Genomic DNA, 14171 nt, shown 5'->3' on the forward strand with positions numbered 1-14171 from the left:
TAAGAAAATGAAAGAAGTAGAAAAAAATATGCCCGAAGCAGTTTGTGACGCACCTAATTCTCAGGAAACCGGAGAGCAAGGTTTGGCCTTGATGAAGTATTTGATTCTCGGGATTTTGTTCGGGATCGTTTTTGTGAAAGCTGAAATTATTTCTTGGTTTAGAATCCAGGAAATGTTTCGATTGGATTCATTTCATATGTATGGGGTAATCGGTTCGGCGATAGTGACCGGGATTATCTCCATCCAATTGATCAAGCGATTTCGGATCAAATCCATCACGGGAGAGGAAATCAAAATTCCTAAAAAGGAATTCCGAAAGGGGCAGATCATTGGGGGATTTATCTTCGGTCTGGGTTGGGCAATTACAGGGGCTTGTCCGGGACCGCTTTTCGCACAGATTGGAAGTGGATTTACGGTGGTCATTGTGACTTTGCTTTCAGCTATAGCGGGAACTTGGGTGTATGGAAAGTTCTCGGATAAACTGCCGAATTAAGGGGCAGTATTTAAAAATTGATTGGCGAAAGCCACTTTTTGGAAAGGAAGTTGCTTTTTTAGTCAAAAACTTTTTTGATAATAAAGCGTACGATAGAAATTGCGGTAACGATTACGGCTCCTGCTATGACCAGTTCCATGTTGTTTGGGTAAGATGAGTTGGACTAAGGTAGCTAGTTTTCAGCAGCAATGTTGTGGATCCCGCATGATTTTGACCTAATGTTCCGTACTTTTGTGAGCCTCTTAAACCTAGCTGTTTCATGAACATACTTTCCAAAAGACGAGTTGCCCTAGGGGCTTTTTTCTTTTTTGTAGGACTTTGCTTTGCTTCCTGGGCAGCAAGGATTCCCGATATTCAAGCCAAGTTTGATCTCTCAGAAGGACAGTTGGGAACTTTATTGTTGTTTCTGCCGCTGGGATCGGTCATAGGCTTACCCATAGCAGGCTGGGCTGTGCATCAGTACGGGAGCCGGACTGTGATTATGTTTGGCAGCTTTGCCTATGCGATGACGCTTCCTTTGATAGGATTGGCTCCTACCACCTGGCTGCTTATTCCGGTACTTATCCTATACGGAATGCTTGGAAATGTGATGAATATCTCGCTTAATACGCAGGCACTTGACTTGGAGGATCAGATGGGGAAAAGCATTTTGGCTTCTTTCCATGGACTCTGGAGTTTGGCTGGGTTTTCAGGGGCAGGATTAGGAGCGCTGATGATATTTCTAGGTGCTTCTCCAGCATTGCATTATGCGGTTGTGATGTTGATCTCTATTACTATCATACTTTCTGCCCAAAGATTCATTTTCAAGGAAAAAGTAATTACGGAAGGTGGAGGAGGATTGGTGATGAAGAAGCCAGACGCACTTTTGCTTCGGATTAGTCTGATCGCTTTTCTGGGTATGATGGCTGAGGGTTGTATGTTTGATTGGAGCGGTGTTTACTTCAAAAAGGTCGTCCAATCAGATCCTTCTTTAATAGCACTTGGCTATGTCGCATTTATGGGAGCCATGGCTTCCGGCAGATTTATTACGGATAAGATCGCCGCGCGATTTACCAAAGTTGCAGTGATTCAGGTAAGTGGCGTTTTGATTTTTGTGGGATTGAGTTTAGCAGTATTATTTCCCACTGTTGCGGTATCAACAGCAGGCTTTTTACTGGTTGGGCTTGGAGTAGCTTCTATTATTCCTCTTTCCTACAGTATAGCCGGGCGGTCTAAATTGTATACTCCAAGTGTGGCCTTGGCCCTGGTGTCCACCATATCATTCTTTGGATTTTTACTGGGACCTCCTTTGATTGGATTTATTGCAGAATTATTTAATTTAAAATTCTCTTTTGCGCTGATTGCCGTTGCGGGATTGGGAATTACCGTACTGTCAAGCATAAGAAAAGCAGTGTTTCTTATTCCAGTTAAGCCATCACCTAACCGTGCTAAATGAGTTCCGAGCTTGTTTTTCAGTTTCAAAAGGATTTTGAGATTCGTTCCTATCAGGTAGACCCGGACGGGAAGCTGAGTTTGACAGCATTGTCTAATTTGTTTCAGGAAATTGCGTGGCGACACGCTGATTCCGCCGATTTTGGCAGAAATCTGCAAGAGCAGAATTTATCTTGGATCCTCGCCCGTATGGATATTGCCTGTGAGAACCTGCCTTCGTGGGGAGATTCGATAAAGGTTTACACTGCAGGAAGAGGAGTGGATAAGCTTTTCGCTTTTCGCGAGTTTCTGGTAACCAACCCCGAAGGGGATCTTCTCGCAAGAGGAATGAGTTCCTGGGTTTTGATGAATGTGCAGAGCAAAAGAATACTAAGGCCGGAAAATGCACTACCCCCTGAGTTGTTTGACCCAAAGGAAAAGCCCGAGCGGCAACCTAAGAAGATAATTCTTCAGGGGCAGCTAGTGAAAAGTGAAAAGCTCAAGGTAAGGTATTCAGATCTTGACCTGAACAATCATGTAAACAACACCAGTTATGTACGCTGGGTGGAAAATATCCTTAGAGAAAGCGGCTACAATACCTTGCCTTTTTTGATCAATTACCTAGCGGAATGTGTAATGGGGGACGAGCTGGATATTCATTTGTTTAAACATGACGACCACTTTATAGTGCAGGGTAATGTAGGAGGTAAGCAGGTTTTTTTGGCAGAAGCCAAATAAGAAGACCGGTGTAGGCTCAAATTGTAGTTTTTTTGAGTGAGGGTGATCTTCATCACATCTTTAGGCGAAGATTTAGGTCATTTTTGTAGCTTGATCCTGTAGTTATGAACCAGATACCGAAAATCCTCTTAAGTCTATTCCCCCTTATCATTGGGCTCTTAATAGCTGTAGGCGTTCTTGTTGGTTTTGTGGGAGTGATGTTGTACGTTGATTCTGTTGGGTGGAAATTTTCCCAAGACAAGTTAGCTGATGCTCCTGAGCAGCTTGATAAACCACAATCTATGGCTTTGATGGATCCTGTTGGGATGTGGACTGCGCCTGACTGGAATTTGGTAGCTAAAGAGACAAATGCTGATGAAATAAGCTATGGACGTGAGCTTATCGCCAATACAGCTGAATACCTTGGTCCCAAAGGCAAAGTGATGAAGATTTCGAATGGGCTGAATTGTCAAAACTGTCATTTGGTTGCAGGAACAGTTCCTTTTGGAAACAATTATTCTGCGGTGAAAAGCACATACCCCAAGGTGCGGGGAAGATCGGGCAAATCAGAAGATATCCAAATGAGGATCAATGACTGTTTTCAGCGTAGCTTGAACGGAGAGGCTCTGGCTAACGAGAGTAAAGAAATGAAAGCAATCGTAGCCTATATGGGTTGGCTTGGTCAGAATGTGCCGAAAGGAGAAAGGCCGGAAGGTGCCGGGATTTACGAATTGCCCTTGCTTGATAGGGCAGCTGATCCGGTTTTAGGGAAAACTATTTATGAAAGGCAGTGCCTGGCCTGCCATATGAGCGATGGGCAGGGGGTGATGAAAGCAGATGAAAGTGGCTATATCTACCCGCCGCTTTGGGGTGAGCATAGCTATAATGAGGGGGCGGGATTGTTTCGTATGTCACGATTTGCAGGCTATGTGAAAACCAATATGCCTTTCGGCGCGACTTACGAAAAACCAATTCTCACAGATGAGGAAGCTTGGGATGTGGCGGCGTATGTGAATAGTTTGGACAGACCTAGGCGGGGTTTTCCGGATGATTGGCCTGATGTTTCCAAAAAGCCCATGGATCATCCTTTTGGGCCATATTCTGATGGGTTTTCTGAAGAACAGCATAAATTTGGCCCTTTTCAGGCGATTAAAGCAGCTGCTCTCAAATGATTAGATCTGTAATTGGACTTGTTTTTTTAATTCCCTTTGTAGCATTTGGGCAGCAAACTGAACGAAAACTTCAAATCTCTCCTGATGTCCATTTTCGAATGTATTGGATGAGTACAAGCTATTGGGATACCTATAAGGATGACTATGCTTTGGGCACAAGTTTGAATCTAGGGACAAAACTCAACTATATAAAGCACTGGGAATTAAGGGTAGGTTATCGAGTCTTCGCAAATCTTTTAAGTAGCGATCTGACTGCTCTGGATCCTGTAAGTGGAGGTAGAAATAGGTATGAATTAGGGTTATTCGATCTGTTAAATCAGGGTGACAGGATTTTTGGAAAGCTGGAGAACTTTTCATTGACCTATTCCAAAGGCAATTGGGGGATTGCTGCTGGGCGAATGCCTATTAACGAAGATTGGGTCAATGCACACGATGGCAGGCTTTCACCCACTGGAATAGAGGGGGTAAAAGCGTGGTTTACAGCTGATAATCAACTCAGGTTTTCTGCTTGGGGAATTGGAAGGATGAGTGTTCGTGGAACGAGTGAATGGCTTTCTGTTGGGGAAAGTATAGGGGTTTATCCTGTAGGGCGAAATTTAATTGGTAATGCTTCCTTATATGCAGGAAATACCCTTAGCGACTGGATTGGGATTGCAGAAGTGGCAAGAGATGGAGAAAGCATGAATTTGAGTCTTTCCACTACTATGGTACAGAACATTTCAAATACACTATGGGCAAAAGCAGAGAAACGTTGGCAGAAAGAGCAATCTGAGATTGTTTGGTTCTGGGGAATTCAGGCAGGCTTTCAGTCTGGATTGGGCAATGGAGGAAATGAAGATTCTCTTTACAGATACAAGGATGCAGAAGATAGGAACTGGGCTGTATCCACAAGATTTAGATACAACAGGTCAGCTTGGGATCTTCATTTAGCGTACACTAAAACCGGAGGAAATGGTATTTGGCTCAGTCCAAGAGAGTGGGGGAAAGACGCTTGGTACACGTTTGTCCCAAGAGAAAGAAATGAAGGAAATAGTGCTTTGGACGCATTTACTGCTTTTGCTGAATATACTTTCCCGAATACCACCCTAAGAGCATTTGCCCATTTAGGGTTCCATTGGCTTCCTCCGCTGGATGCTCCTTGGAAGAATAAATACAACATGCCGTCATATAGGCAAATCAACATGGGAATGAAGTATTCTCCGAAGTCAAAACCAAAACTCGATTTTCAACTATTGGCCATGAACAAAGAAGCTTTTCGAGGGCAAAATTTGAAACCCAACCAAAAATATAACAAGGTTGGTTTGATTCATGTAAATGGAATCGTAAATTGGAGATGGGATTAGAAATCCAAATAACTGAGATAAATAACTGACATATTTTATTTTCGACTGAAAATAGGTTTGGAGGGCCTTTATTAGGAGTGTTTAGGTGAATTCTCCCTGATATCATGGTTCAATTGACGCTTTTGAATAAGTTGCGTTTGGGATGAATTAGGATATCCGGAATCTTCTCCTCACCTTTGTAAGCATAAAGGCGCTGTCCACAAGACAACCTTTTTACTTGAAATAAAGTATGCGTTGATTATCAACCTGCTTAAGTAGCAAATTCAAGAGTTTCCCCTCGCAAGGTTTTAATTCTTCATCTTTCTACTTTTTTAATTTACAAGATTTGGTCAAGTCCAATCTTCAAATTAAAACCTGCAGAGAAAATCCCACGGGAAACATTAGTATTTATAATTTAATTACAGTGCCATTAAGACAGTAAGGTTCTCAGAATCAGAATTATCTGAATTCTCCCAAACATTAAGAAAGAGAGTTTACGGACATTTCAAATCCGCAAACAAATCAAAGTATGGAAATACTGAGATGGCTATTAAGTCTATCCTTTTAATTTCCTTGTATATCGTACCACTTATTTTAGTGGTCACAGGGGTAGCTACTACCACTTTTCAATTATTTGCTTGTTATTTGCTTTCCGCTTTTGGAATGGCCGGTGTGGGCATGGGCGTTATGCATGATGCCATCCATGGGTCTTATTCCAAAAATAAAAAAGTAAATACCTGGGTAGGGTATACCCTTGATATGGTGGGCGCCAGCTCTATGGTTTGGCATCTTCAGCACAATGTGCTTCATCATAGTTATACGAATATCGATGAGCATGATGATGATATCAACGCGCCATTCTTTTTGAGATTTTCTCCGAATGCTGAGAAAAACGGATTGCATAAATACCAGCATTTATACGCTTGGTTCTTCTATTCGCTTTCTACCCTATCTTGGGTGACTGCCAAAGACTTTATCCGATTCACGAGATATTATAACAAAGGCCTTGTCAAAGGCGGAGAGAAAGCATACAGAAGTGGAATAGTGAAATTGATTTTCCTTAAGCTTACTTACTTCTCTGTTGTACTGGGTCTGCCTATTATCTTCTCTCCATTTTCAGTGGGGATGATTATTCTAGCGTTTATAATGATGCATTTTGTGACAGGATTTGTGATCACGATGGTATTCCAAATCGCACATATTGTAGAGGTGGTGGATTTCCCCAAAGCTGATACCGATGGTGTGGTGGAAGGAGAAAGAATACTTCATCAATTGGCTACGACTTGCAATTTTGCTCCTAATTCAAAAGTATTGTTTTGGTTTGTAGGAGGATTGAATTTTCAAGTAGAGCATCATTTGTTTCCTGATATTTGCCATGTGCATTACAGGGAAATAGCCCCTATTGTGAAGGCGACGGCTGAAGAATTCAACGTGCCTTATTATTCAAAACCTCATTTTTTGATGGCTGTGTTAGACCATTTTAAAATGCTCTATGAACTGGGTAACTCTCCCAAAATGGAGCCGGTAAAAGCCTAATTATATCATGAACAGTAATAGAAATAGTAATACAAGACCAGCAGTGGCAGCAAACCAAAGACGGAATTCACGTCCTGCGGGAAGACCTGCCCAAAATAACAAAAAGGAATCTAAGTTAGATCCCAACTTGTTGGTGAAAATGGCTCAGCCCAGTGGGCAAGAAGGATTTCGCTCAGAGACTCCATTCTCAAGCGTTAATCTAAACGCGGCTTTGTTGAGAAATATCGAAGCAAAAGGTTATGAAAGCATGACCAATATTCAGGAGCAGGCTATTCCTTCTTTAATGGATCGAAGAGATTTGCTCGGGATATCAAATACAGGTTCGGGTAAGACGGGGGCTTTTTTGATTCCGATTATTGAACATGCCAAATTGGATCCTCAGAATTTCACTGCTTTGATAGTAACACCAACCCGTGAGCTGGCTTTGCAGATCGAAGAGGAATTCAAAAGTCTTAGTAAAGGCATGAATTTGTATTCCAACACTTTCATAGGTGGGACGAATATCAACTCCGATGTTAAGGCGTTGGGCAGAAAACTTCATGTGATAGTCGGTACTCCGGGTAGATTATTGGATCTTTCCAATCGTAAATTACTGCATCTCAACCGAGTAAATACGTTAGTATTGGACGAATTTGACCGTATGTTGGATATGGGGTTTGTACATGATGTAAAAAAACTCGTAAATTCAATGACGAAAAGGAGTCAGACTATGCTGTTTTCTGCGACATTGGAGCCCAGCCAAAAGTCTCTTATTGATGGATTGCTGAATAATCCGGTAGAAATAAAAGTAAATACTGGTGGTACTACCAGTGAGAATGTGAATCAGGAAATTATCCGTGTGCCGGAAGGCAAGGATAAGTTTGATATACTTGCTGATTTATTCAGAGGAAACGACTTAGAGAAGGTGATCATTTTCACTGAAACTAAACGCCTTGCGGATAAGCTGAGTAAGAAATTAAATCAGTCCGGAATTAAGTCTGGGTTGATTCATGGTAATAAGTCCCAAAATTTCCGGAACAGAACTATAGATGAGTTCAAGACCGGAATGACTCGAGTCCTGGTAGCTACTGATGTAGCGGCCAGAGGTATAGACGTAGCTGATGTGACCCATGTGATCAATTACCAGCTTCCCATGTCTATGGATAGTTATATCCACAGAATTGGCCGGACAGGTCGTGCAGGAAAAACCGGCAGGGCTATAACATTTGTCAATTAAAATCGTCGCAATGTCAAAAAACCAAAACACATTCATTAAAAAGCAAAAAGCAGAACTTAAAAAGAGAAAAAAGAAAGAAAAGCAAGAAAAAATGGCTGCTCGTAAGGATCAGCCAAAGAGCGGAGATCTGGACGATATGATTGCGTACGTGGATGAGTTTGGTAACATCTCAGACACTCCGCCAGAACCAGAACCACCGAAAAAAGAAAATGCTCCTAGGCCACAGAATCCGCCTAGAGCGCAGAATACACAACATCAAAAATTTAATAGAAACACCAATTTAAAAAGTTAGTAATCATGAATGAAGGAACAGTAAAATTCTTTAACACAACCAAAGGTTTTGGTTTTATTACACCAGCAGACAACAGTGAAGATGTATTTGTACACCACTCAGGTCTAGTACACGAAATCCGTGAAAACGATCACGTTACTTATGACGTAGTTCAAGGTAAAAAAGGCGTTAACGCTGTGAACGTGAAAGTAGCTAAGTAATTCCAATCGGGCTTTGCCCAGTTAAGAAATACAAAGGTCAATGCCTGCAAGTCTATGATTTGCAGGCATTTTTTTTATCTCTCTTTTTACCACAGCGGGCAAGGCGGTTTTCGTGGTTTGAGTTTCTGCTTTTTCTTGCCCGCTTGAGAAGGCCTAATTGACATGGTTTTTTCTAATTATCAGTCTTCTTGGATGAAAGGCAAATGTGACTAGGGTAAGTTGAGCACATGGGGCCTAATCCTAATCCTTCTTCCATTTTACTTCGTTGGTTAGCTTCGCTCCGGCATCCAGTTCATCCAAGTTTTGTAGGGTAGCCTTAGCAATCTGAGTGAGAGCTTCATTGGTAAGAAAGGCTTGATGGCCTGTAATCAGGACGTTGGGGAATGTCATCAGTCGGGCGATGTCCTCATCCTGTAAGATTTCCTCTGACCGGTTTTGGAAAAACAGATCTTCTTCCTGTTCGTACACATCAATCCCCAAATTCCCAACTTTCAGGGTTTTCAGTGCTTGAATCACTGCCTTAGATTCTATCAATGCGCCCCTGCTTGTATTGATCAGTACCACCCCTTCTTTCATTTGTGCCAGCCTCTGTTTATTTATCAGATGGTAGGTGTCAGGATTCAAAGGACAATGAAGGGATATGATGTCACTTTGGGTCAATAATTCATCAAGAGGAAGGTATCGCACGCCCAGTTTTTTAAGTTCCTCATTCTCTTTGATATCATAGGCTATCACTTCGCATCCTATGCCAAGCATGATTTTGCAGAAGGCTTTGCCTATTGCTCCTGTGCCTATTACTCCTGTGATTTTCCCATATATGTTGAAACCTGTAAGACCTTCCAGAGAATAGTTGTTCTCCCTAACCCGGTTATAGGCTTTGTGCGTTTTGCGGGCAAGAGTCATGATCAGCGCCAGAGCATGCTCGGCAACTGCCTCAGGGCTATAGGCGGGCACTCTGCATATTTTGAAGCCCAATTCCTCAGCCTTTTCTAAGTCCACTTGATTATAACCGGCGCATCTTAGCACAATGTTTTTCACACCCATTTCTGAGAGTCTGGTTAGAACTCCTTCGTCCAAATGATCATTTACAAAGGAGCAGATAGCATCGTGTCCATCGGCAAGCGCGGCAGTGTTGCTGTCAAGTTTTGGCTCGAAGTAAGTGAATTCGTGGCTGTGGTCGGGTACAAGCTCATTGAAGCTTTGTTTGTCGTAAGATTTGGTACTGAAAAATGCCACTTTCATGATCAGTTGGGTTGAAGTTGATATATGGAAAATCGAGTAAACTCTTCCTCAAGTTCAGAATTTTCGGGTTCTTGAACTAATATCTTGCTATCCGGAAGTGAAATGATTAAGCTTCCGTCTATGCCTGAAAGTTCATGGGGAATCTGCTTGCCATTTTTGAAAATCAATATGCGTTGCTCACTGGTATCAAACCGCCCTATATAAGGGGCTTCTTCAGAATTTCTACTATCATATTCTGCTTGGGATATACCGGTGAAGTATTGCAGTAAATAAGTTTTGTCTCCAAGATTCAGGAGCTTTTGATTTCGTGCAGATAGTTTGTTTAGTACTATTGTTCTTTCATCCGAAAAAGAAGTGCCAATCGGGAGAGGGGGATAGGTAAGGAACTCTGAATGTGCAATCTGAATCGATCTACTGAGAGTCAATTCAGGTAAGTCGTAAATCAAAATCTCAGTGTCCAAATTCTGAACCACAGCAAATTCATTGCTTTCATGATCTGCAAAGAATGATTTCCCCATTAGTTCCGGATAGATGTTTTCTGTGGAATTGTAGATCGAATTGTCTTCATAAGAAATAACTGATTTGACTGATCCGGTTTGCATATTCAGTTGATAGAAATTTTGGAGAGTATCTTTTCCTTCTTGATTGTGGATAAGAAGTGTGGCTGTAAGATAATTACTTGGGCCAACCAAGAGATATGTGGTGTCAGCCAGTTGATAAAACGGTGGCCTTCCTAAAGGTGTATTGGCACGAATAGGTAGCGGGGACATGATTCTATGCTTATGTATTACTTCATAATTTTTGTCATAGCTGAACACCGCAAATGGCAATTCGACAATCCTTTCTTCGGTAGGTCCAAAACCCAAGCCTATGGGATTCCAATTTCCATAATTCCCAGGCCCATCTCCTTTCTTATGTACCCGCTTGAGAATTTGTCCTTTTTCTGAAATTTCCAAGATGTCATCTTCATTGATAGCGTAACCCAAATATATTTTTTCCTCAGGACTGTAATCGAGGATAGAAATTCTGGTGAAATTGTCTACTTGAAAGGAGTCAATTTTGGTGAGTTTAAATTTTTCTTCATCTGGTATAGTGCTTTCGCTGTTTTTTGTCGAACAGCGAGTATAAATGCCAAAAACAAGAAGGCACACCGCGAGTTGATAGATAGGATATTTCATTTTACTTTGAATTCGTAGATCTACTAAATTTTCGTTAAATATAGTTTTAATATTAATAAAACCACGAGGTCCTAATATTTTTTGGAATGGGGTTCTACATTCTTGGTGAGATTTAGAATATTTCTCTGAATCTCCCTAGATTGGTAAAAAATCTAACACCTATGAGGAAACTACTTTATTTTCTTCCTTTGGCATTGGCGCTTGCCTGCGCTCAAAAAGAAGAAAAACAAACCGAAAAAGAAATTACAGAAATTCGCGAAAACCCTATGGCATCACAACCCGATTCAGTACTAAGACACAGTGTTTTTTTTAGCTTCAAAGAGACCTCCTCTCCCGAAGATATCCAATCCGTAGTGGATGCTTTCAGAAATCTTCAGAATGAGATTGAGGGGATTGAGGATTTCGAATGGGGAACAAATTCCAGTCCTGAAGGTCTGAACCAAGGCTTGACACATGCCTTCACGCTGACATTCCATTCTGATGAAGCTAGAGATGCGTATTTGCCTCACCCTGCTCATAAGGCTTTTGGAGCTGTTCTAGGCCCCCACTTGGATAAGGTAACTGTGGTGGATTACTGGACCCGCCCTTAATTATTGATCAAAGGGCAAAGCTGATCCTTCAGTTTTGCCCAGATTATTTACTGTCAGCACTTCTGTGACTACGAAGTTGCTGGTTCCTCTCCAAGGTAGCATGCCGTTATATTCTTTGTAGCGAAGTTCTACGAACTTGCCGGAAGCTCTTTCCAGCTGCTCTGCTACGTCATTGTCTACCACACTGAACCGAAACTCGTTGCTCTGAAGTCCGCCTGCAGTAGGGCTTTGAAAACCTTCTTGGACAACCCTCCCTTCATAGGTTTTGAACATTACTCCTTTTTTCACGAAGTAATTCAAGCTACCTGCTTTCACGCCTTCACCAAATACGAAGTAAAATTTGTACCAAAATATCCCGGCCAAAAGTCCGATTATAACGATGCCGGCAATCCAAGCGAATTTTTTCATAATAAGAACAAGTTAGACTTAAAGATAGAAATCGGGATGAGTTTTTATTGAAAAACGCATCAAAAAATCTTTTAGCTCCCATGCTCAATAAAAGAGGCCACCGGCGGGTAGCCTCTTCCGGAAAAATCAATTAACCAACCACAAGTAATCTCCGTATCCTGCAGCTTCCATTTCTTCTGTAGGGATGAATTTCATAGCTGCGGAGTTCATACAGTAGCGAAGATTGGTAGGTTCCGGCCCATCGTAGAACACATGGCCGATGTGGCTTTTCCCAAACTTACTTCTTACCTCTACCCTAAGCATTCCGAGATCATCATCCGTTGGCTTTTCCAATGCTCTGGCATCGATGGGCTTGGTGAAGCTGGGCCATCCTGAGCCTGATTCATATTTATCTCTGGAACTGAAAAGAGGAGCACCTGAGACGATATCCACATAGATTCCGTCTTTTTTGTTGCCATTGTATTCATTTTGGAAGGAGAGTTCAGTCGCATCTTCCATAGTGACCTTATACTGTAAATTCGTCAAGGTGTTCTTCAGCTCAGATTTGGAAGGGGATTTGTATTTGTTTTCACTGAGCTCAGGCCAATGTGCTTTGATGAATTTGTCCCGTCCGGATCCATTTCTGTAGGAATAATAGTCTTGTGGATTTTTTTTGTAATAATCCTGATGATAATCTTCGGCCAGATAGAAGTTGGTGTATTTAATCACCGGGGTAGCTATCGGTTTTTCAAATTTCCCTGATTTGTCCAACAATTTTTTGGATTCTTCCGCCACTTTCTTTTGGGTAGCATCATGATAGAAAATAGCCGATTCGTATTGAGATCCTCTGTCATAGAACGAACCTCCTACATCTGTAGGATCATAAGTTTGCCAGAAAATATCCACCAATTCTGAGTAACTGATCACTTCCGGATCAAAGGTGATCTGTACGGATTCTTTGTGGGAAGTCTTACCGTTGGATACTTCACTGTATGTAGGATTTTTTTCCTTGCCTCCTGCATAGCCTGAGATCACTGTGATGACTCCATCTATTCCTTCAAATGGCGCTTCAACACACCAGAAACATCCACCGGCAAAAGTAGCCAGTTCGGTTTTTCCTCTGTAATCTGCCAGCTTAGCGGCATCTGTAGATGATCCATTGTTTTGAACTGAAGTATTCCCGCAGGCAAACATCAGTGTTACGATGAGCGATAGCGTTGGAGTTATAAGTTTATTTGAGCTAAACATTTCTTTGTTCTTTTTTGATTTGGAAGATAAAGGAATCAGAATACGCTAAACTCAATTTGAACAATTCTGTTTTAATAAAGTGCGTCTTCAATAATCTGACACATGGAAGTACGGAATGAACCGGCACTCGGTTTATCTTTCGGATTACATATCAGCAGAATTTATTAGCTCTATAATGTATGACAAATCAACTTACCTTAGTTTTCTTCTAATAGGAGGAAGGGTTGAATGAATAGAAATTGACCCTAGTTCCATTGCTCAAGCATCTGATTTTTTCAGTTCAGGCCTGCTGTTTTGTTAGTTACGCATAGCTCAATATTACTTCAAGAAGGGAGTAAAGATTTCCTTCCAAAGTTCATAGCCTGTTTCGTTCATGTGGAGATCGTCCTCGAGGAAAATATCTGCTCTTGGCTTTCCGGTATCATCAAGCATGATGTCCCAGACATTGACAATATGTACGCCCTCATGGGAGGTGGCGTATTGTCGGATTAAATCATTCAACGCCAAGTAAGAGTTTTTTTTGTCCCACCGTGAGGGACTTGGCTTTGCAGCGATCAGATTGACAATTGTGTCCGGAAATTTCGCTTGAATTTCAGATACAATCTTATCCAGATTTTCCATGATTTCAGTTACTTCTTTGCCGTCGTTTATGTCATTGTCTCCTTCATAGACGAAGACTTTTGATGGGGAGTAACGCAGGACGGTTTTGTCCAAATGCATCAAAAGGTGCTCAGCTTGTGATCCGCCAAATGCCGAGTTGATTAGGGCAACATCGGGAAATTGATCTTCGAGATTGTCCCACATCCTCACACTGGAGCTCCCGGTGAACACCGTACTTCCTTTTTGCCATCCGCTATCGTCGATTTCCTTAGCACGTCTATCCACTTCCTCTTGGAAGGGGGTGTCTTCTTGGGCATAGGTGAATTGCAGGGTGAATACCAAAAGGAAAAGCAGGGTGGCGGAGATGTAATTCTTCATGCTTAAATATAACAAAGTGATATCGGGATACCATGATTGTCTTTTGACCCTCCCTGTTTCTTATATAAATGGACAAAACCGATCAGTTACAGTACATGCGCGTACAGTTCGGACATTTTTCAGCTCTTGTTTGGAAGTAGAGATCAAGGATTTTCGTCACATTTTTTCTGTGATATTTTGAAGTATGAGT

The 14171-nt window shown here is 41.7% G+C and carries 15 protein-coding genes; 10 read left to right on the forward strand and 5 right to left on the reverse strand.

Going from position 1 to position 14171, the window contains the following annotated elements; all coding sequences use genetic code 11:
* Positions 1–7: 7 nt before the first annotated feature.
* From J2X69_RS13325 to J2X69_RS13365, 9 genes are all read left to right on the forward strand, one after another.
* Positions 8–493 (forward strand): DUF6691 family protein, encoded by a 486-nt coding sequence (locus tag J2X69_RS13325; protein WP_310104010.1) that lies wholly within the window; start codon positions 8–10, stop codon positions 491–493.
* 259 nt (positions 494–752) lie between these two features.
* Positions 753–1928, forward strand: coding sequence for an MFS transporter (locus J2X69_RS13330; RefSeq protein WP_310104013.1), 1176 nt, complete (start codon positions 753–755; stop codon positions 1926–1928).
* Positions 1925–2641, forward strand: a complete 717-nt coding sequence (locus J2X69_RS13335) for an acyl-ACP thioesterase domain-containing protein (RefSeq protein WP_310104015.1) — start codon at positions 1925–1927, stop codon at positions 2639–2641. The genes J2X69_RS13330 and J2X69_RS13335 overlap by 4 nt, the downstream gene beginning before the upstream one ends.
* 104 nt (positions 2642–2745) lie before the next feature.
* Positions 2746–3792 carry a c-type cytochrome gene (locus tag J2X69_RS13340; protein ID WP_310104017.1) on the forward strand — a complete coding sequence of 349 codons (1047 nt, stop codon included), beginning with the start codon at positions 2746–2748 and terminating at the stop codon, positions 3790–3792.
* Positions 3789–5135, forward strand: coding sequence for a hypothetical protein (locus J2X69_RS13345; RefSeq protein ID WP_310104019.1), 1347 nt, complete (start codon positions 3789–3791; stop codon positions 5133–5135). The genes J2X69_RS13340 and J2X69_RS13345 overlap by 4 nt, the downstream gene beginning before the upstream one ends.
* 522 nt (positions 5136–5657) lie before the next feature.
* Positions 5658–6650, forward strand: a complete 993-nt coding sequence (locus J2X69_RS13350) for an acyl-CoA desaturase (protein ID WP_310104021.1) — start codon at positions 5658–5660, stop codon at positions 6648–6650.
* 7 nt (positions 6651–6657) lie between these two features.
* On the forward strand, positions 6658–7866 hold the full coding sequence (locus J2X69_RS13355; protein ID WP_310104023.1) for a DEAD/DEAH box helicase: 1209 nt from the start codon (positions 6658–6660) through the stop codon (positions 7864–7866).
* 10 nt (positions 7867–7876) lie between these two features.
* Entirely contained in the window at positions 7877–8158 is a 282-nt protein-coding gene (locus J2X69_RS13360; RefSeq protein ID WP_310104025.1) for a cold-shock protein, read from the forward strand.
* Between the two features lie 5 nt (positions 8159–8163).
* Positions 8164–8358: a cold-shock protein gene (locus tag J2X69_RS13365; RefSeq protein ID WP_086501652.1), complete on the forward strand. Its 195-nt coding sequence runs from the start codon at positions 8164–8166 to the stop codon at positions 8356–8358.
* A 240-nt stretch (positions 8359–8598) separates the two neighbouring features.
* Here the strand turns inward: J2X69_RS13365 and J2X69_RS13370 are convergent, their stop codons facing one another.
* Both J2X69_RS13370 and J2X69_RS13375 read right to left on the reverse strand, forming a co-directional pair.
* Positions 8599–9600 carry a 2-hydroxyacid dehydrogenase gene (locus J2X69_RS13370; protein WP_310104034.1) on the reverse strand — a complete coding sequence of 334 codons (1002 nt, stop codon included), beginning with the start codon at positions 9598–9600 and terminating at the stop codon, positions 8599–8601.
* 2 nt (positions 9601–9602) lie between these two features.
* Positions 9603–10778, reverse strand: a complete 1176-nt coding sequence (locus tag J2X69_RS13375) for a hypothetical protein (RefSeq protein ID WP_310104036.1) — start codon at positions 10776–10778, stop codon at positions 9603–9605.
* 161 nt (positions 10779–10939) lie between these two features.
* On the opposite strand from J2X69_RS13375, the gene J2X69_RS13380 reads away from it, so the two are divergent.
* Positions 10940–11368 (forward strand): Dabb family protein, encoded by a 429-nt coding sequence (locus J2X69_RS13380; protein WP_310104037.1) that lies wholly within the window; start codon positions 10940–10942, stop codon positions 11366–11368.
* Here J2X69_RS13380 and J2X69_RS13385 read toward each other — a convergent pair whose 3' ends face one another.
* The 3 genes from J2X69_RS13385 to J2X69_RS13395 all read right to left on the reverse strand — a co-directional run bounded on the left by J2X69_RS13385 (position 11369) and on the right by J2X69_RS13395 (position 13981).
* Positions 11369–11776: a hypothetical protein gene (locus J2X69_RS13385; protein ID WP_310104039.1), complete on the reverse strand. Its 408-nt coding sequence runs from the start codon at positions 11774–11776 to the stop codon at positions 11369–11371. It abuts the gene before it with no gap.
* A 126-nt stretch (positions 11777–11902) separates the two neighbouring features.
* Complete coding sequence (gene msrA, locus J2X69_RS13390; RefSeq protein ID WP_310104041.1) at positions 11903–13003, reverse strand: peptide-methionine (S)-S-oxide reductase MsrA; 1101 nt, start codon at positions 13001–13003, stop codon at positions 11903–11905.
* A 318-nt stretch (positions 13004–13321) separates the two neighbouring features.
* Positions 13322–13981 (reverse strand): GDSL-type esterase/lipase family protein, encoded by a 660-nt coding sequence (locus J2X69_RS13395; protein WP_310104043.1) that lies wholly within the window; start codon positions 13979–13981, stop codon positions 13322–13324.
* Between the last annotated feature and the right edge of the window lie 190 nt (positions 13982–14171).

The organism is Algoriphagus sp. 4150 (assembly GCF_031457395.1).
In the GTDB taxonomy this organism is placed as follows: domain Bacteria; phylum Bacteroidota; class Bacteroidia; order Cytophagales; family Cyclobacteriaceae; genus Algoriphagus.